We start from the raw sequence: 17,486 nt of genomic DNA on the forward strand, positions 1-17,486 counted from the left end.
CTCTCGAGAAGACGACAAGCGGATGAAGATCACCACCTGGAACATCAATTCCGTGCGCCTGCGCATGCCGATCGTCGCGCAATTCTTGAAAGAGCATGCGCCGGACATCCTCTGCCTGCAGGAGACCAAGTGCCGCAACGCCGAATTCCCCTATTCGGATTTTCGCGCGCTCGGCTATGAGCATTTCGCCATCAATGGCCAAAAGGGCTATCATGGCGTCGCCATCGTCTCGAAACATCCGCTCGAACTGTTGGAGACGCGCGACTTCTGCGAGAAGGGCGACGCGCGCCATGTCTCGGTCGCCTTCGCCAATGGCGGAACGCCGCTCAGAGTGCATAATTTCTACGTGCCGGCCGGCGGCGACGAGCCCAATCGCGAGATCAATCCGAAATTCGCCCATAAGCTCGATTTTCTGGACGAGATGGCCGAATGGATCGTGCGCGATCGCGTGACGGACGGCCGCGTCGTGCTCGTCGGCGATCTCAATATCGCGCCGCTGGAACAGGATGTCTGGAGCCACAAGGCGCTTCTCCAAGTGGTGAGCCACACGCCCATAGAGGTGGAGAAGCTCGGCCGCGTGATCGAGGCCGGCCGCTGGATCGACGCTATGCGCCGCTTCGTGCCGAAGGAGGAGAAGCTCTATACGTGGTGGAGCTATCGCGCCTCGGATTGGGAGAAATCCGACCGCGGCCGCAGGCTCGATCACATATGGGCGAGCGAGGCGCTGTCGGGAACGCTCGAAAACATGACCGTGCTGCGCGAGGCGCGCAATTGGACACGGCCGTCAGACCACGTGCCGGTGACGATTTCTCTTTCGATCTGAGGCCTCAGGCGCTGACCTGCGCCCGAAGCTCCGAGAGCGAAGCGAAGCGCCGCACGCGCCCCTCGTCGCGAATCTCGACCGAGCCGTCCGAGAACATCACATAGAGCGCGCCGCCGTTCTCATAGCGATCGACCTCGACCGGCGCTTCCGCGACCGGCGTTTCCTCGACATAGCGCTTCGGCGCATAGGCCTCGAAGCCGGGCGGCGGCGCCATGGCTGTCGGCGGCGCCATCGGCGGCGGAGCGGGAGAAGGAGCTGACGCGGGGTGCGCCGGCGCCTCTGCGGCGGCCGGGGCGATTCGCGGAGAGAGCGCCTGCAGCGCATGGTCGAGTCGCGACAGAACGGCGGCGATCGCCAGCGTCACGACGCCGCCGGACAGCGCCACGGCTCCGGAAATGAACAGGCTCCAGCCGCGCTCGATCTGGATCTTGTCCCAGCCCTCGAACATGGCCGCGACGCCCCAAGCCGCCAGCGCTGCGCCGAGCCCAAAGACGCCCCAACGCGTCAAACGAAAATACCAGACGCCCCGCATGTTCGCCCTCTTCGCTCTCGCATGGCGACCGAGATCACGCGACGGATTCGCGTCGCCCGCCGTCTGTTAGCACGCCCGCTCGCGCGCCGCTGCGACGGCTTTCGACCCGCATTCGGCGCGAGAATTCCGGCGCGATTGTGGTCGCCCGGAGTCCGACCCGACGCAATGGCGCTTCCACATAATATTCAATCCCCTAGAAAACAACATATCTGCGTCGTAACGCCACATGGAATTCAGCGGCGCCAATACAGACATCAAAAGTAGAGACGAACGTCTCTAACACGAAACTCGGCAACGATCCGCCTATATCAGGGGAGTCGGACCAATGGATGCGCGCTCGAAGAGGCGTAGTTTATTTACACTCACCTTTCTCTTCGCCTTGGCGACGGGAGGCTCTGCTTTTACGCCAAGTTCAGCTTTGGCGCATGGCGGCGTGAAGCTGGAACAGGACGAATGCGTGACGACGGTCGGGCCCGTCAAAGTGCATTTCATCGGCTATCAGCGCAAAGGCGAGCCGGAGGAATTCTGCGACGATATCGTCCGCACCGGCCCGACGGTGATCGCACTGACAGCCATAGAGTCCGGCCGTCAGCCCGATTCCTACATGGCCCAGAATCAGGGGGCCGCCATCGCGCCGCGAGATACGGTCGTCGATTTGCGCGAGATCGCCATCGGCGTGCGCATCGTCAAGGATGTCGGCGAGGAGAAGGAAAAGGCCGATATCGCCGCGGCGACGGAGTTCTACGCCCCGCCGAAAATCCATCGCAACGCCACCATGACCTTCGAGCACGACTTCAAGGAGGCGGGGAATTACGTGGCCATCATCACCGTCGCCGATCGCGACGGTCACGAGTGGAGTTCGCGCTTTCCCTTCCGCGTGGGTGTTTTCAGCCTCTGGAACACGATCGAATACGTCCTCTATGGGATCGGCTTCCTGGCGCTGAGCGCCGGCCTCTGGCTGGTGGCCTGGCGGCGCGGAGCCCCGCCGGCGGAAGCAGCGCTCCATCAGGCCGAGTGAGATCATCTCCTGCGAGCCCGCCCGATCCGATCGGGCGGGTTTTTTGCGCTGCGCGCGGGCTTGTCGTCCGAGCTTTGCATGAAATTTGTTAGACTGCGGTCGTGCGAGATTGCTTGGAGCCCTGCCGGGTTCTAGGTAGAGGCGAGCGGAGATTGCTGCGCTCGCGAACCCCAGTCAGGAGCAAGGATTATGACCTTCACCCTTCCCGACCTTCCCTACGCTTATGATGCGCTGCAGCCCTATTTGTCGAAAGAATCCTTCGAGTATCATCACGACAAGCATCATGCGACCTATGTCACCAACGCCAATAATCTGATCAAAGGCACCGAGTTCGAAGGCAAGCCGATCGAGGAGATCATCGTCGCCTCCTACGGCAAGAACGTGCCGATCTTCAACAATGTGGCGCAGATCTACAACCACTCCGAATATTGGAAGTGGCTGAAGCCCAATGGCGGCGGCGCGATCCCCGCCAAGGTCGAGAAGGCGATCGTCGAGTCCTTCGGCTCGGTCGACAAGTTCAAGGAAGAGTTCCAGACCCAGGGTCTCGGCCAGTTCGGCTCGGGCTGGGTGTGGCTCGAGATCAAGGACGGCAAGCTCGCCGTGCGCAAGACCCCGAACGCCGAGAACCCGCTGGTGTTCGGCGCCAAGCCGCTGCTGGTCGCCGATGTGTGGGAGCACGCCTATTACATCGACTACCGCAATCGCCGCGCCGACTTCCTCAAGGCTTTCCTCGAGCATCTCGTGAACTGGGAATATGTCGAGGAGCTCTACGAGGCCGCGACGAAGTAAGACAGTTTCATACGGCGGCGGCGCGATGCGTCGCCGCCGTCAAATAATCTTCTCACTGTCCTCTCGTCGAGAAGTTCAGTGCGCGCGCGGCAAATGCGAAAGCGCCACGAGGATGATTGCGGTCGCGAAGATCGTCAGGCCGCCGAGCCTCGCGGTCACGCGCAATTCGAACGCGCGAAGGTCGGAGCGCAGGATCGATAGGTCGCGCTCGCGATTTGTCGCCTCGGCCATTTACGTCAAGCTCGCGCAGAACCTCTGAATTTTCGTGCAGGCGTCCTCGAGCGTCGCATTGGACGCCGCATAGGAGACGCGGAAATTCGGTCCCGTGCCGAAGGCCGAGCCCTGCACCACGGCGACGCCTTCCGCCTCCAGCAGAGCGGTGACGAAATCGACGTCACTCTCGATCACCTTGCCCTCCGGCGTCTTGCGGCCGATCGCCTCCTTGCAGGAGGGGAAGACATAGAAGGCGCCCTCGGGCGACGGGCATTGCAGATATTTCGCCTGGCCGAGCATGGAGACGACGAGATCGCGCCGCTCCTGAAACGCCTTGCGGAACACGGCGAGATGATCCTGCGGACCTTCCAGCGCCGCGAGCGCCGCCCATTGCGCGATGGAGCAGGCGCCCGAGGTCTGCTGGCCCTGCAGCATGTCCATCGCCTTGATGAGCGGCGCCGGGCCGGCGGCGAAGCCGATGCGCCAGCCGGTCATCGCATAAGCTTTGGAGACGCCGTTCATCGTCAGCGTGCGGTCGAAGAGGCCGGGCTCGACCTGCGCGATGGTGGCGAATTTGAAATCGCCATAGACGAGATGCTCATAGATGTCGTCGGTGAGGATATGCACCTGCGGATGGCGCAGCAGCACTTCGGCGACTTGGCTGAGCTCGTCACGCGTATAGGCCGCGCCGGACGGGTTGGAGGGCGAGTTCAGCACCAGCCATTTGGTGCGCGGCGTGATGGCGCGCTCGAGGTCCGCCGCCTGCAGCTTGAAGCCATGCTCCATCGTCGTGTCGACGAAGACGGTGGTTCCGCCGCAAATGGCGACCATCTCTGGATAGCTGACCCAATAGGGCGCCGGCACGATCACCTCGTCGCCGGGATTGATCGTCGCCAGAAAGGCGTTGAAGAGGATGTGCTTGCCGCCGGTGGCGACGATGACGTCCGAGGCCTTGTAGTCGAGGCCGTTCTCGCGCTTGAACTTCTTGGCCACCGCCTCGCGCAGCTGCGGAATGCCGAGCACCGGCGGATAGCGCGTCTCGCCGCGGCGGATCGCCTCGACGGCGGCGTCGCAAATATGCGTCGGCGTGTCGAAGTCCGGCTCGCCCACCGAGAGCGAGATGACCTCCCTGCCCTGCGCTTTGAGGTCACGCGCCTTCTGCGTCACGGCGATCGTGGCGGAAGGTTTCACGCGTGACAAAGCGTCGGCGATGAAGGCCATTTGGGGAGCTCCTCTGGGCATGTGTGCGCTGCACAATCGCGTCGAAGATAGACGCGGCGGACGTGCGGGGCAATCGAAAATCAGCCCGCCGCCCCCGCGTCGAAACGAAGCGCTTAACCTCTCCTCCGTAGAATTGCGACGCTCGACTTCGCCTCGAGCCGTGGAGAGGCGCGGAACATGTGGGAAAAACTGCGCAGCGGCGATTGGCTCGACGAGGAGCGTCTGCGCGTCTATCCGGCGATGCTGCTGCTGCTCGCGGCGGGCTGCGTCGCGGCCGTGCTGGTGACGGCGAAGGGCCGCTTCGACGCCAATGGCCATCCGCTGGGCACGGATTTCAGCCAAGTGTGGGTGGCGGGCCTCGAGACTTTGCGCGGCCATCCGGAAGCGCCTTTCGACCTCGAGCGCCACATCGCCGAGCAGCGCGCCGAATTCGGCGCCGACAGCGACGTCTACGGCTGGCATTACCCGCCCTTCTTCCTCGCGCCGGCGGCGGCGCTCGCGCATCTGCCCTATCTCGAAGCGCTCGCCGTCTGGCAATTGGCGACGCTGGCGCTCTATCTCGCCGCTCTGCTCGCGCTCCTGCGGGGAAGCGCCGCTCCGCCCTGGCGCGTCGCGCTGCTGGCGCTCGCCTTTCCGGCGGCGCTCGTCAATCTCGGCCATGGCCAGAACGGGTTTTTGACCGCCGCCCTGCTCGGCTTCGGCTTTCTCGCTCTGCGAGCCCGGCCGGCTCTCGCGGGCCTCTGCTTCGCGCTGCTCGCCTATAAGCCACAATTCGCGCTCGCGCTGCCGGTCGCGCTCGTCGCCGGCGGTCATTGGCGGACGCTCGTCGCGGCCGCGGCTTCGCTGCTCGTCATGACCGCGGTCAGCGCCGTCGTGTTCGGCCCCGAGAGCTGGATCGCCTTCGCGCAGAGTCTCGACGTCACCCGCCGCCTCGTCGTCGAGCAGGGCGCCGCAGGATTTACGAAAATCCAAAGCGTCTTCGCTACGGCGCGCCTGATCGGCGCCGACATAAAGACTGCCTATGCCGCGCAGACGCTCGTCACGGCGACGACGCTCGTCGCTCTCGTCTGGCTCTGGCGGGGAGCCGCGGACGATCGCGTCAAAGCCGCAGGCGCCATCGTCGCGACATTCCTCACCACGCCCTATTGCCTCGATTACGATATGACCGCGCTCGCGCCGGCTTTCGCTCTGCTCGTCTCGCAAGGGCTGGAGCGAGGTTTCGGGCCCTATATGAAAAGCGCATTGGCCGCGGCCTTCGTGATCCCGCTCTTGGCGCGGCCCCTCGCCACGGCGCTGTGGCTTCCTTTGGGCGCGGTCACGGTCGCGGCTTTGTTCGCGACAATTCTGTCAAATGCGCGAGAGGCATGTTTTCGCCATGCGGGCGCCGCCGCATCGCTTCGATCAGTGCGCTGAAAGACCATAAAAACTTCACCTCGCGAAAAAAAAACGGCGCCGACTGCCCAAGGGATGAAACTTTTCGGGTCGGGCCGCCGTTTATTCTTCGCAGAGCGAGCGAACGTCCTTTGGGAGGATCGGTCGCGACGCGTCGGACGTTCTGGGGGAGAGCGTCGCGGGAGAGGGTGCGTCATGTCGTTGGTGGATAAGTTCGAAGACCGGATGGAGCCGGCTTTTACGCGCAGCTTCGATCCGGAATCGGCGCGGCGTCAGTTCAGGGTTTCGCTTTTCCTCGTCGCCGCAATGGCGCTCGCGGCCTTTATCCTGGGCTTCGCGCTGCCGCTCAACGCGCCGCGCAGCACGCCGCCGACGCCGGCCGTCTCGTCGGATGCAGGCGATCTCTTCATCGGGCGTCTCGTCGGCGTCGACTGAGTTCGCCGCTCGAGCCACGGAGCCGCGCTTTCACGCGGCCCCGCCGAGCTTGGCGTTACGGCTTCTTGGCGTCCGCAGGCTCTTCGTGGTGATGGTGATGCTCATGGCCGCCATGGTCATGCTCGGCGGCGGGCTTGGCGGGCTTGGCCTCGCTGCCGGCGGCATGAGCCTTTTCCCAGCGCTCCAACGCTTCCGCATCATGTGCATGTTTGGCGTCGGGCGCGTCGACAGCCGCGTCGACGGTGACTTCGCCGGCCTTCTCGAAAACGAGGACGAGCTCCATTCCCCAGCCGACGGGATTGATCTTCTTGACCTCGGCCAGCACGACATGCGGTCCCTCGGGCGAGAGCGTCGTCGTCTTATTGGCGGCGACGGCGATGCCGCCTTCGGCGACGACATGGCTGGCGTCGGCGTGGAAGGTCGTCTTGCCGACATTCGGCGACTTCACCGCGATCAACTTGTCGGCGACCCCGCCCTTATTGTGGATGAATGCGTAGAAATAGGCCGTGGTCTCGCCGTCCTTCGGCGCGCGCACCCAGGGATGCTCGATGGTGAGCTTGCCGAGATCATATTCGTGAGCCTGCGCCGAGCGCATCGGAGTCAACGCGCCGAACGCCGCGCCGCCCAATAGAGCGCCGCCCGCCGCCAACAGATCACGCCGCTTGATCATCATGTGCGTTCTCCCTTACTCGCCCGACGAAAGCCGTCGGGCTGTTGCATTCGTCGCTTCATTGTCAGCGAGGCTCTTTGGGCCTCGTTCCGCCGCACCGCGACCATGCGACGAATTGCGCGCCATTCCTCCCCCGCCGCTCAGTGCTGATGCGGCGAGACATAGACGACCGGCTCTTTCGCGGTCAGCGCGATTTGTGCCTTCAGCGAAGACAGATTGCCGTCGCCCGTCCCGAAATGGCGGAATCTCGCCCGGACGAAGCCGGAGCGATCGATGAGAAAATGTCCTTCCGGAATCTCGTTGACCACCGGCTCGTCGAGATAGTGGTTGATGATCGAATAGGTGAGCTCCGTGGCGTCGGGATGGCTCGGCGTCAGCGCCTCCGCATCGGCGGGGCATTCGCCGAAATAGACGGTGACATGATGCGCGCCCATCGCCTTCACCGTCTCGGCCGCCGCCTTCAGGCTCGCGACGCGATCGACGAATTCGGCGTCCTCCGGCTTGCAGCGCGCGAAGGAGACGAGCGTCGGCACGCCGCGCAGCTTTTCGACGTCGACGATCTCGCCTTTGGGATCGTCGAGCGCGAAATTGGGCGCGACCAGCCATTGAATGACGCCCTTGGGGCTCAAGAAGCGCGACTGGTTGGAGTTGGACAGAACGGTGAGATAATTGATGAGATCCCAGCGTTCGTCCTCGGTGATCGCATCGGCGAATGGCGGCATCACTCCGCTCTGTCCGCCATAGGTCAGCCAATGGAAAATATCGCCGAGCGTATGCGTTGCGACATGCGGCGCAGTGAGATCGGCCGGCGGCACTTTGAGAGCCTTGGCCATGGGGCCATTGCCCTCGCCAGTCACGCCATGACATGGGATGCAATTGGCCTGGAACGCCTCGAAGCCGCGCTTCACCGAAGCGTCCGTATAGGGGATGGGCGGATCGGTATAGGTCTCCGGATAGGACTGGACCGACAGCGAAACCGTTCCGCAAACGGCCGCCGCGACGCCCAGGATGGGCGTCGATAATTTGCGCCGCTCGCGCAGCTGCGGCAAAGGCGCGAACCAGGCCGCCGCGGCGATGAGCGCGAGAACCGCTCCGGCGACGCCCCATTGCCAGGTCGGATCGATCCAGGGCGTGACCTTCAGGCCCCAGGTGCCGGCATAGGTGACGCGGAAGGGAAGCGGCCAATAGACGTTGTTCTCATGCGCCGCGGGCGTGATGGTGGCGATCCAGCCGGCGACGAACAGGAGACCGAGCGCGCAAGCCGCTTCGAAGCCGCCAATCTTAGCATACCAGGCGATATCGAAATCCTTCTTGGAGGCGCCGAGCGTCAAATAGCGCGCGAGCGAGAGGGCCAGCAGCAGCGCCGCGCAGAGCAGCGCCAGCTTCAAGGAGAGCAGCCGCCCATAGGGCGTCGCCAGAAGGAAGGGAAAGCTCCCGACCGTCTCCCACGCGAGGACCAGTCCGCTCAGCAGCACGACGAGCATCGCGCCCTTGGCGACGAGGGACCAACGCTCCGCGAGGCGCCAGGCGACTTCCGGCGGCTTGCCGCGGCCGGTGAGCATCCAATAGACGAGGCCGAGCAGGCCGCCGATCCAAGTGAGGCCCGCCAGAGTATGGAAGGGGAAGCTCAGCTGCGTGTAGATCGGCAGGCTGTCGTCCACCGCATGGCCAGTGACCGAAACGACGGCGATCACAGCGAGGCCCAGTCCGAGCGTCGCGCGGTCGAGCCAGACATTATCGACGCGCAGACGGATGAGCGTCGTCGCGGTGAAGATCGCGGCGAGAATTTGTGTCGCTACCCAGGCCTTGCCGATCACAGTGCCGGAGATGAACTGCGTCAGCGTCGACCAGTCGAGCGGCCGCTCGGCGGGGATGATGTTGCGCGCAGAGGCCACGATCAGACCGAAGCCGAACAGCAGGCGCAGAACCGCCGCCGCGGCGATCGGCTTTTTGAAACGCGCGCCATCCTCCTCGAGGAGGCGGGGCAGCAGCAATAGACCGACGGCGAGAGCGGACAGAACGCTCTCCACGAAGCGAAGCGTCGCCAATTCCATGGATTTCGACTTCCGTTACGCTCGCGAACGCGGCGCGGCGCCCCGCCGATCGGCGCCGCCCGCTTTCAAAGATGTTCGTGAGCCAGACTCAGTGAGCGTCGACCGTGAACTCGTATTTCCCCTCGACTATGTGGCCGTCCGAGGAGAGAACGCGATATTTCACGACATATTTTCCCGCCGCGAGCTCGGGCGCGTCGAGCGTCAGCTCGCGCGGCTTGTCGGGCGCGCCCTTCGCCCCTTCGACGACGACCTTGCCGTTCGCATCGAGGATCGAGATCGTCGAATAGGCGGCCTCCACGCCGCCGCCAAAGCGCAGCTTCACGAATTTCGGCGAGGCGGCGACATGGTCCTTGGCCGACGGAGAGGCGTCGACCAGAAAGGAATGGGCGAACGCCGCGCCGGCGCTCATGAATAGCAAAGCCGCCACGAGGCCGGCTCCGAACTTCACCTTCATCGTCGCTCCTCCCATATTATTGGTTTATTCGCATCATGATCTGGGCGGTCGGCCACGCCTGTTCAAGACGACTTCAGCGCATCCACCGGATCCACGGTCTTCGGCTTCGATTGGCTGTGGCGCCAATAGACGCCGACCATCAACGCGATCAACACGGCCCCCAGAACCTGCGGCACATAGGACCACAGCGTCTGTCCGACCATGAATTTGAACTGCTGGGTCTCTTTCTCGCCATTGGGACGCGTGAGCGTCACATAGCCGATGAAATGGCCCTTGTCGGTGAATTTGTGCTCGAAGTTGAACGTGCCGGTCCTGTAGAGCTTGGGCGGCAGATGAATGAGCGTGAGCGGCTCGAGATCGGTGTCGGCCGAGACCGGCACGAGCGGATCGTGAATGATGCGCAGCTCGATCGGCAGATCGCGAAAATCCGGATTGGCGATATCGAAAGTGAAGATGATCCGGCCGACGATCGGAATATGCTCGCAATATTGATCGCGCGCGCCTTCGGCCTCATAGGCCGTGATGTGGATCATGTCATAGCCGAACATGACCATGCACATATTGTCCATGACCATCGCTTCCGGACCGTCGCCACCGGCGCGAGCCGGAGTGACGGAAAAGGACGCGAAGAGCAGCGCTAACGCCAATAGACAAGAGTTCACGGATCGAACGATCATCGTTTCCTTCCTCCCGACCACGCGCGCCTTGCGGGCGGCGCGTCGCTTCGCATTTTTTGTCTCGAGCTGCGAGAGAGCGAAGCTGATCTCCGCCCTCGCCTATCCCGATTTTCTTAGTGCAAAAAGGAGCCGATTTGAAATCGCTATTTCGTCGACGATACGGCGGAGATGCGCGTTCCGAGGCGATCACGCCAGCATGAGACTATCTGCAAAAACTCTATGCGTCTTCGGGCGCGGACGCGACAGTTTCTCCTGCGTCGAAACGCCGCGTTCATCGCATCCCGATATAATTGCCCAGTTCGGGCTCTCGGCGCCGAAGAGGCGCTGTCGCAAGGTCTCAGAAGCGCGATCGCGAAAGGCGCGAACGCAAAAAAGAACCGGCCGGGCGCAAGGCCCGGCCGGCGGATATTTCAGGGTCGAAACGCGGTTCGATCAGGGCATGTCGCCGGCGACGAACTTCGGAATGACCGGGCCGCCGATTTCGGTGGCGTAGCGCTTGCCCGACGGGCCGAAGAACATCAGCAGACCGCCGATCTGGCTGTCCGTGTCATAGGCCAGATCCGAGAGACGCTCGATGTCCCAACGGGCGTCCTGAACCTTGATCTCGATCGTCTTCGTCTCGCCCGGCGCGATCGGCGTCGGATCGGTCGACAGACCGCGGTCGGCCAGCAAATAGTCCGGGAACTCGGGCTTCGTCGTGAACACGTCGGGGTTCAGGAAGCGAAGGCCGGCAGCCGTATATTCGCCGAGCTTCAGCGGCTCGTCCGTCTTGTTGGTGATCTTGACCTGGATCGTCAGCTCGCGGCCCGGAACCTTGTAGACGCCGCCCTTGAGGTCGGCGAGAACAACCTTGGTTCCCACGCCGGCGGTGCCTTCCTCGATGATCGGCGTCAGCGGCTTCTGCAAGCCGGCCTGAAGCGGGATCGTGCGCGGGAAGGTGCTGTTCGTCACAGCATAGCCGATGATCGTCGCCAGGATCGTCACAGCGAGAACGATCGCGCCGACGCGACGGTCGTCGTCGCCGATCTGCTCATCGTCCTTGCCTTCGCTGATGCGCAGGTAGGAAGCGATGATGCCCTTCTTGAAGAACCAGTAGAGGATCCAGGCCGCAGCCGCGATCATCCACGGGAAGTGCCAGGCGTAGATGCGGTCGATGCCGTAGGTCTCGAGGTCCACGGTCGTGCCGTCCAGCAGCGTGACAGGGTCGCGGAAGTCCGCCATGTCGCCCTTGATCTCGATCCACTGGCCGGGTCCGATGATCGGGCCGCCGCCTTCGACGTTGATCTGCGCATGAACGTGCCAACGGCCCGCGCGGCGCGCCTTCAGATCGATCTGGAACGCATAGTCCTTGCCGACCTCCAGCGAAACCGAGCGCGGAGCGAACTGCTCGCCGATGAACTGCGCCGTGCGCACCAGAACCGGGCCCGGCTCGCCGGCGTTCAGGAACGACGACTTCGGGTTCGCGACGGCCTGCGGCCAAGCCGAGAACACATGCACCTTGCCCGAAAGCACCATCGACTCGTTGACGTTCAGAGAGGTCTTCGACCACTTCACGTCATACCAGTTCAGCGTGCGCATGCGCAGGAACGCCTGCTGCGACTTCTCGCCATGCGCCGACGCCGGAGCGACGGAGCCCATCGTTGCGACGACCGCAGCCGCCATGCCCAGGCCGAAGAGCCGAGCGACCCGTCCGGTCGCCAGCACGGCCATTCTCTCCAACAGTTTCATGGAACAACCTCCCAAGTTTCTCTTCGCGGACCAGCCCTGCGGGCCGATCGTCCGCTGTCGTCCTTGTCGGGAGCGGCTCGGTCCCGGACTCTCTTGCAGGAGCCCTTCGCAGCCGCCCCTCCTCGCGTGAGGGATCTCGTGATCCACGACCTCGCGGTCGATCAGATCTTGGTGATCACCTTCGTGGTGGAGTACCACTTGCCGACGAACCACCACAGGAAGTACACGAGCATCGACACGAAGCCCGAGAAGAACGCGGCCACAGGCACGACGTCCTTACCGAAGGTGCGCAGCGTGCCGCGCTCGACCATGCGGATATATTCCGGCATCGAGGTGCGGACGAAGTGGAGGCCGATCAGATCGGCCAGCGACATAAGCTGACCATGCTGCTCCGTCGCCTGGTGGAAGGCGGCGATCGCCGGCCAGTTGTTCGGGTAGAACAGCAGACCCCAGCCCAGAGCGCCGACCACAGCCGTGATCACATAGGAGCCCGACAGCAGCAGGATGATGTCCAGCCACAGAGCCGGAACGACCAGAGCCGACGGGAACACCAGGCTGATCGGGAAGTAGGTCCAGCCCCAGAAGTTCACATAGCGGTTGATCCACTCGCCGATCAGAAGGCCGAGCACCGCGAAGGTCGCGCCGAACGGGAGCTTGAAGTTCTCCCACAGGAACGCCTGCGCCGCAGCCGCGAAGGTCACGCCCAGGATCGGGATGACAGTCGGCCACATACGACGGTCTTTCCAGTCGACCCAGAAGTCCCAGTCGCCAGCCGTCAGCATGAAGTGAATGTGATAGCCGCCCAGCACTGCCAGAAACAGCAGCGTCAAAATCAGCCAGTCGGACGTCTTAACGCATCCCGCCGCTTCCGCGATGGAATGGAAAGGCCCGATAGCCCCCCCGCTCTTCGATGTAGACATCACTCTTCTCCTTGGTGTCTGTCCGTCCGGCGTCTCGACGCCGGCGTCTCGAGACCTGTCTCCGGCTCTCTCGCGCCGGATTGTCCTTTGGAATGCGTCTCTCCGGCTCTCCGCCCGGCGCGCCCTTCGCCCAAACCCCGCCCGAACCGCCGCGCAGCGCGGCCGTCCGGACGAAGTCTTTGTTCCGGGAGCATTCGGAAAAGTCGTCGCCGGAGGCGGCCGTCCGCGCAGCGCGCGGGCGGCCTCGTTCAGGCTCTTATCAGCCGATCAGCGCCGCGACGCCGTCCTTGCCCAGCAGGCGCTTCACGCCGGCCAGGATCTGCAGCACCACGCCGAACACGCCGAGCGCCATCCAGCCGAAGAACACGAAGCCCCAATGCAGCGGAGCGACGAAAAGCTCTTCCATGAACCAGAAGGTGTGGCCCCACTCGTTGAGACCGACGTTCGGGATGATCATGAACGGGCCGATGGCGACGATCAGGAACGCCAGCGAGTAGCCGTGAGCGAAGAACGGGATGCGGGTCTTCGCATAGAAGAACGAGCCCACGCCCATGATCGAGTAGATCGGGTAGCTCAGATAGAACTCGATGATGTGCGACGGCGTGAAGTCCGTGTCGCGAATCACCGTCATGTGCCAGGTGCCGTCCTGCTCCGTGAAGAAGCTCGCGCCCCAGTAGATCGCCACCGCATAGACCGTCAGCCACTGCAGCAGAACGACATGGCGGCGCAGCTCTTCGCGCGGAGCCACCGCGTCGACGTTGCGGTCGCGGGTCTTCCACAGATAGCCGGCGAGGCCGAGACCGGCCACGAGCTCCAGCGGAATTTCCGTCCACAGCATCGTCAGCCAATAGGTCTGAAACTCCGGAGCGAACGAGTCGAGGCCCGCGCGCCAGCCGAAGATCTGCTCATAAATGCGGATGAACAGATAAAAAACGTTGAGCACCGTGATCCCGATCCACATGCCCTTCAGGTCCACGATGGCATCTGAGCCGGCGGCTGCGCCGGCCGATGTCTCTGTCGTTACGCTCATCTCAATTCCTCCTAAGTGCTCCCAGGGATTCTCGAAGCGATTTCGCCGCGTCCCGCCTCCCTGCTCGGCACGCGCCTTCGTCTCCGCGGTTGATGTCGTCGCAGTCGCTTCTTCTCGTCGGACGAAGCGCCGTCCCGACCTCCCGTTCTCACCGTCGCGCCGAACCTCAAAAGGACCGACCGGCGGCTTTCTTCTTGTTTGCTCGGTGACGAATTCTTTCGAAATCGCCGCGCGAAACGAAAACCTCGAACGCCCGCGCCTCCCAGCGCCAAAACATCCGAAACGCCCCCGTTCGGCGAGCCGCAACCATTTCCGTTCCGCCCCATAATGACAATATCCAATAGGGTAGGTCAAAATAATCTATAGAGTAGTTACTGGTGATCTATCAGGTGGCTTATGTGGCGCCGCAATTTCGGGCGGTCCCACCCGCGCCAACGCCCGCCCGATTCCCAGGACGGGAATTGAAGCGGGCTTTATTCAGCATGATATGATGATCGATGCGCCTATTGTTTCGGCGCCGCAGCCATAAATTCGCCTGCCTGTCTGGGCTGTGACAGAATGGCTTAGGCTGCGGCGCGGCGCCGCTCAGCGGGTAGCGCTTCCCGGCGCCGTCACGGTCGTCTCCAGCGCATTGCGCAGATCCGCGGCGCCCTTGTCGCGCGCGGTGAGCGGCGCCAATGCGAAGCGAGTCTCGATCGTCGCCAGAATCGACGCCGTGTCATAGATCGTGCGGTCGACGAATCCCTTTTTCGCAAAGGGCGAAAGAATCAACGTCGGCACGCGCGCGCCGGGGCCGAAACGGTCGATCTTCGGCGGAGCGACATGATCCCAGGCGCCGCCATTCTCATCGGCGGTGACGATGATCAGCATGTCTCGCCAATTGGGGCTGCGCCGCAGCCGCGCGACGACCTCCTCGAGATGCGCGTCGCCGGTCTTGAGATCGGCGTAGCTGGGATGCTCGTTGAATTTGCCGACCGGCTTGTAGAAGGACACGGCGGGCAGAGTCCCCGCCTCCGCGGCTGCGAAGAGATCATCGGCGTCCTTCAGATGCAGCTCCCGCTCCTGCGCGCCGGCCGCGAAATTCGCAAAATAGAGGAAGGGCTGATGATGCGTCTGGAAAAACTCCGGCGCCTCGCGCTGGCGAATGCGCCCGGCGCGCATGTCGTTCCAGCCGCCGGCGTACCATGCCCATGACACGCCCTTTTCCGTGAGCCGATCGCCGATCGTCGGCTGCGTCTGCGGCGGCAGGCCGAATCCCGCCGGCGTGGCGGAGTCGCGCGGCGAGAGCGGCGTCGGCGGCTGCAGTGTGCTCACCGCATAGCCGTCGCTCGTCACGGGTCCGGGCTTTCGATAGTGCGGCGGGCCGATATGCGCGCTCTTGGGCGAATCCGCGGCGAGCGCGAGCAAGCCGGTCGCCTCGTCGACCTCCGCGATCAACGACGGCGGCGCCGAAGGAAAGGTCGGCGCGCAAGCGCAGACGAGGAACATATGATTGAGGAAGGAGCCGCCGAAGGCGCCGTGGAAGAAATGATCGGCGAGCGTGAACTCCTGGGCGAGGCGCCATTGCGCGAGCGAGCGGCCGTCATAATAGCCCATGACCAGCCCGCCCGCCCCGGAAACGGCGGCGAAGCGATCCATTTTTCCGCCGTTTATCTGCTCCTTCTCCTGGAAGAAGTCATGCGTCATATCCGGCGTCTTCTCCGCATTGGGCAGGAAGGCGTCGATCGGGAATGGCGCATTGGGGAGAATGGACGGAAAGCGGCTGTCGACGCCCTTGTCGCCGCGGATCGGCGGCAATTCGCCGAAAGGCTTGCCGTCGAAATCGACCTGGGCGAAGCGATCTGCGCCTATGCCGAGTCCCTCGGCGCCTGGATAGAGGCCGAAGACATTATCGAAACTGCGGTTCTCCGTGTAGATGACGACGATATGGCCGATCGCGGCGAAAGGATTTGAGGCCTCTTGCGCGAGCGCGGAGCCGGTGAGGCCGAAAATCAGCGGCCAAGCGAACGCTTTGGCGAAAATCCGTGAGAGCGTCATCCGCGGCTCCGTTTCGAAATGATCGTGTCGAAGGCTCAGAATACACTAGAAATGCAAAGGTACAATTTCGTGACTTGACGAAAAAGCCTCCGCGCACGGGCGCGGAGGCTCTGTCTATCGCTGGGGCGAAGCCGCTCAGTGGCCCTGCTTCGCGCCGACCTCCAGCTGCGGATGCGGCGTCGCATTGGTGCGCGCCGGCAGGATCGGATAGTCGACCTTCGGCTGCTCGCCGGTCAGCGCTCCGAGGAAGGCGACGATCGCCGTCGTCTCGTCGGGCGCGAGCTCGACGCCGAGCTGCGTTTTCGCCATGAGCGAGACCGCCTCCTCCAGCGTCCACACCTGGCCGGTATGGAAGTAGGGAGCGCGCAGCGCGACATTGCGCAGCGGCGCGACGCGGAAGGAGAACACATCCGCCGGGCTCTTGGTGACGGCGAAACGACCCTTGTCGCCCTCCGGCAGAACGGCCGGCGCCGGCTTCTCGACCGCGCCGAACTGAGTGTAGTTGCCGCCGCCGATATTCACGCCGTCGTGGCAACCGCTACACCCCTTGTCGAGGAAGAGGCGCAGGCCCTTCTTCTGCGTCGCGTCGAGCGCCGCCTCGTCGCCGCCGAGGAATTTGTCGAAGCGCGAGCCGGGTGTGACCAGCGTCGACTCGAAGGCCTCGATCGCCTTGGCGAAATTGTCGAAATTGGCGGCCTTGTTGTCACCGGGGAAGGCCTTTTGGAAGGAGGCGACATAGCCCGGAATGCTGTTCAGCGTCGCCTCGACATTGGCGGGCGTGTTGTTCATCTCGACGCCGGCCTGCACGGGGCCCTTGGCCTGCGCCTTCAGATCCTCGGCGCGGCCGTCCCAGAACTGAGCGACGTTGAACACGGCGTTGAGAACGGTCGGCGCACGGCGCGGGCCTTTCTGCCAGCCATGTCCGACAGAGGTGGAGCCGGCGTCGACGCCGCCGAGGCTCAGATTATGGCACGAGTTGCAGCTGATGAGCTGGCTCGAGGAGATGCGCGGATCGAAGAACAGCTGCTTGCCGAGCTCGATCTTGGCAGGCGTGAGGTCGTTGTTCTTCACGGCCTTGGCGGCCGCCGCCGGGGTGATCGGCTTGAAGACGGCGTTGGCGTCGCTCCGCAGATCGCCCGCGATAGCGGCGAACGGGAACAGCGCCATCACGCTCAGCGTGGCGATGAATGCACGTGACATTTTCCGAGGGCTCCTCCGATTGGGAAACGAGCGTGCGCTGCGAAACAGCCTCGGCCCGAACCGCCGCCCGCCTACCACAAGCTGGGCTCTCGGGCAAAGGCAATAATGCAGCAAATTACGAGAAATCATGTAATTGCAACTATAGCGTGGCAATTTTCTCGATTATGTCGATTTGACGACATGATCGCATCCGCAGATATTGTTCTCGTCCCGGAACGCTGAAATATTTTTGCGCTGCACAGCTAGAGTTACTGGCGAGGCCGAAGACAAAAGCTCTGTGCAGACCATGAGAA

The 17,486-nt window shown here is 63.4% G+C and carries 17 protein-coding genes; 5 read left to right on the forward strand and 12 right to left on the reverse strand.

Annotated features, from left to right (window positions below; all coding sequences use genetic code 11):
- The first annotated feature begins 22 nt into the window (after window positions 1–22).
- On the forward strand, window positions 23–823 hold the full coding sequence (xth, locus tag IY145_RS20900; RefSeq protein WP_196409960.1) for an exodeoxyribonuclease III: 801 nt from the start codon (window positions 23–25) through the stop codon (window positions 821–823).
- A gap of 4 nt (window positions 824–827) precedes the next feature.
- Here the strand turns inward: xth and IY145_RS20905 are convergent, their stop codons facing one another.
- The gene (locus tag IY145_RS20905) at window positions 828–1,355 is read right to left on the reverse strand and encodes a hypothetical protein (RefSeq protein ID WP_196409961.1); all 528 of its coding nucleotides are present in this window, start codon (window positions 1,353–1,355) and stop codon (window positions 828–830) included.
- A gap of 433 nt (window positions 1,356–1,788) precedes the next feature.
- On the opposite strand from IY145_RS20905, the gene IY145_RS20910 reads away from it, so the two are divergent.
- Window positions 1,789–2,373 carry a hypothetical protein gene (locus IY145_RS20910; RefSeq protein ID WP_312030620.1) on the forward strand — a complete coding sequence of 195 codons (585 nt, stop codon included), beginning with the start codon at window positions 1,789–1,791 and terminating at the stop codon, window positions 2,371–2,373.
- A gap of 189 nt (window positions 2,374–2,562) precedes the next feature.
- Complete coding sequence (locus tag IY145_RS20915) at window positions 2,563–3,162, forward strand: superoxide dismutase (RefSeq protein ID WP_036290886.1); 600 nt, start codon at window positions 2,563–2,565, stop codon at window positions 3,160–3,162.
- A 75-nt stretch (window positions 3,163–3,237) separates the two neighbouring features.
- Here the strand turns inward: IY145_RS20915 and IY145_RS20920 are convergent, their stop codons facing one another.
- On the reverse strand, window positions 3,238–3,393 hold the full coding sequence (locus tag IY145_RS20920; protein ID WP_196409963.1) for a hypothetical protein: 156 nt from the start codon (window positions 3,391–3,393) through the stop codon (window positions 3,238–3,240).
- Window positions 3,394–4,596 (reverse strand): pyridoxal phosphate-dependent aminotransferase, encoded by a 1,203-nt coding sequence (locus IY145_RS20925; protein WP_196409964.1) that lies wholly within the window; start codon window positions 4,594–4,596, stop codon window positions 3,394–3,396.
- Window positions 4,597–4,773: 177 nt separating this feature from the next.
- Between IY145_RS20925 and IY145_RS20930 the strand changes: the two genes are divergently transcribed.
- Window positions 4,774–6,009: a glycosyltransferase family 87 protein gene (locus IY145_RS20930; RefSeq protein ID WP_196409965.1), complete on the forward strand. Its 1,236-nt coding sequence runs from the start codon at window positions 4,774–4,776 to the stop codon at window positions 6,007–6,009.
- 174 nt (window positions 6,010–6,183) lie between these two features.
- Window positions 6,184–6,423 (forward strand): hypothetical protein, encoded by a 240-nt coding sequence (locus IY145_RS20935; RefSeq protein WP_196409966.1) that lies wholly within the window; start codon window positions 6,184–6,186, stop codon window positions 6,421–6,423.
- A 55-nt stretch (window positions 6,424–6,478) separates the two neighbouring features.
- Here the strand turns inward: IY145_RS20935 and IY145_RS20940 are convergent, their stop codons facing one another.
- From IY145_RS20940 to IY145_RS20980, 9 genes are all read right to left on the reverse strand, one after another.
- Window positions 6,479–7,096, reverse strand: a complete 618-nt coding sequence (locus IY145_RS20940; protein WP_196409967.1) for a copper chaperone PCu(A)C — start codon at window positions 7,094–7,096, stop codon at window positions 6,479–6,481.
- Window positions 7,097–7,233: 137 nt separating this feature from the next.
- The gene (locus IY145_RS20945) at window positions 7,234–9,147 is read right to left on the reverse strand and encodes a CopD family protein (RefSeq protein ID WP_196409968.1); all 1,914 of its coding nucleotides are present in this window, start codon (window positions 9,145–9,147) and stop codon (window positions 7,234–7,236) included.
- An 88-nt stretch (window positions 9,148–9,235) separates the two neighbouring features.
- Entirely contained in the window at window positions 9,236–9,601 is a 366-nt protein-coding gene (locus tag IY145_RS20950; RefSeq protein ID WP_196409969.1) for a copper resistance CopC family protein, read from the reverse strand.
- A gap of 62 nt (window positions 9,602–9,663) precedes the next feature.
- A complete protein-coding gene (locus IY145_RS20955; RefSeq protein WP_196409970.1) occupies window positions 9,664–10,278 on the reverse strand; it encodes a hypothetical protein in 615 nt (204 codons plus the stop codon).
- Window positions 10,279–10,710: 432 nt separating this feature from the next.
- The gene (gene amoB / locus IY145_RS20960) at window positions 10,711–12,006 is read right to left on the reverse strand and encodes a bacterial ammonia monooxygenase, subunit AmoB (protein WP_196410417.1); all 1,296 of its coding nucleotides are present in this window, start codon (window positions 12,004–12,006) and stop codon (window positions 10,711–10,713) included.
- Between the two features lie 161 nt (window positions 12,007–12,167).
- On the reverse strand, window positions 12,168–12,926 hold the full coding sequence (amoA, locus tag IY145_RS20965; protein ID WP_196407288.1) for a bacterial ammonia monooxygenase, subunit AmoA: 759 nt from the start codon (window positions 12,924–12,926) through the stop codon (window positions 12,168–12,170).
- A 259-nt stretch (window positions 12,927–13,185) separates the two neighbouring features.
- Window positions 13,186–13,956, reverse strand: a complete 771-nt coding sequence (gene amoC, locus IY145_RS20970; protein ID WP_196407289.1) for a bacterial ammonia monooxygenase, subunit AmoC — start codon at window positions 13,954–13,956, stop codon at window positions 13,186–13,188.
- A 585-nt stretch (window positions 13,957–14,541) separates the two neighbouring features.
- Window positions 14,542–15,993, reverse strand: coding sequence for an acid phosphatase (acpA, locus tag IY145_RS20975; RefSeq protein ID WP_196409971.1), 1,452 nt, complete (start codon window positions 15,991–15,993; stop codon window positions 14,542–14,544).
- 135 nt (window positions 15,994–16,128) lie between these two features.
- Entirely contained in the window at window positions 16,129–17,193 is a 1,065-nt protein-coding gene (locus tag IY145_RS20980; RefSeq protein WP_196409972.1) for a cytochrome-c peroxidase, read from the reverse strand.
- Window positions 17,194–17,486: the final 293 nt, after the last annotated feature.

Origin of the sequence: Methylosinus sp. H3A, from assembly GCF_015709455.1 — a bacterium.
Taxonomy (GTDB): domain Bacteria; phylum Pseudomonadota; class Alphaproteobacteria; order Rhizobiales; family Beijerinckiaceae; genus Methylosinus.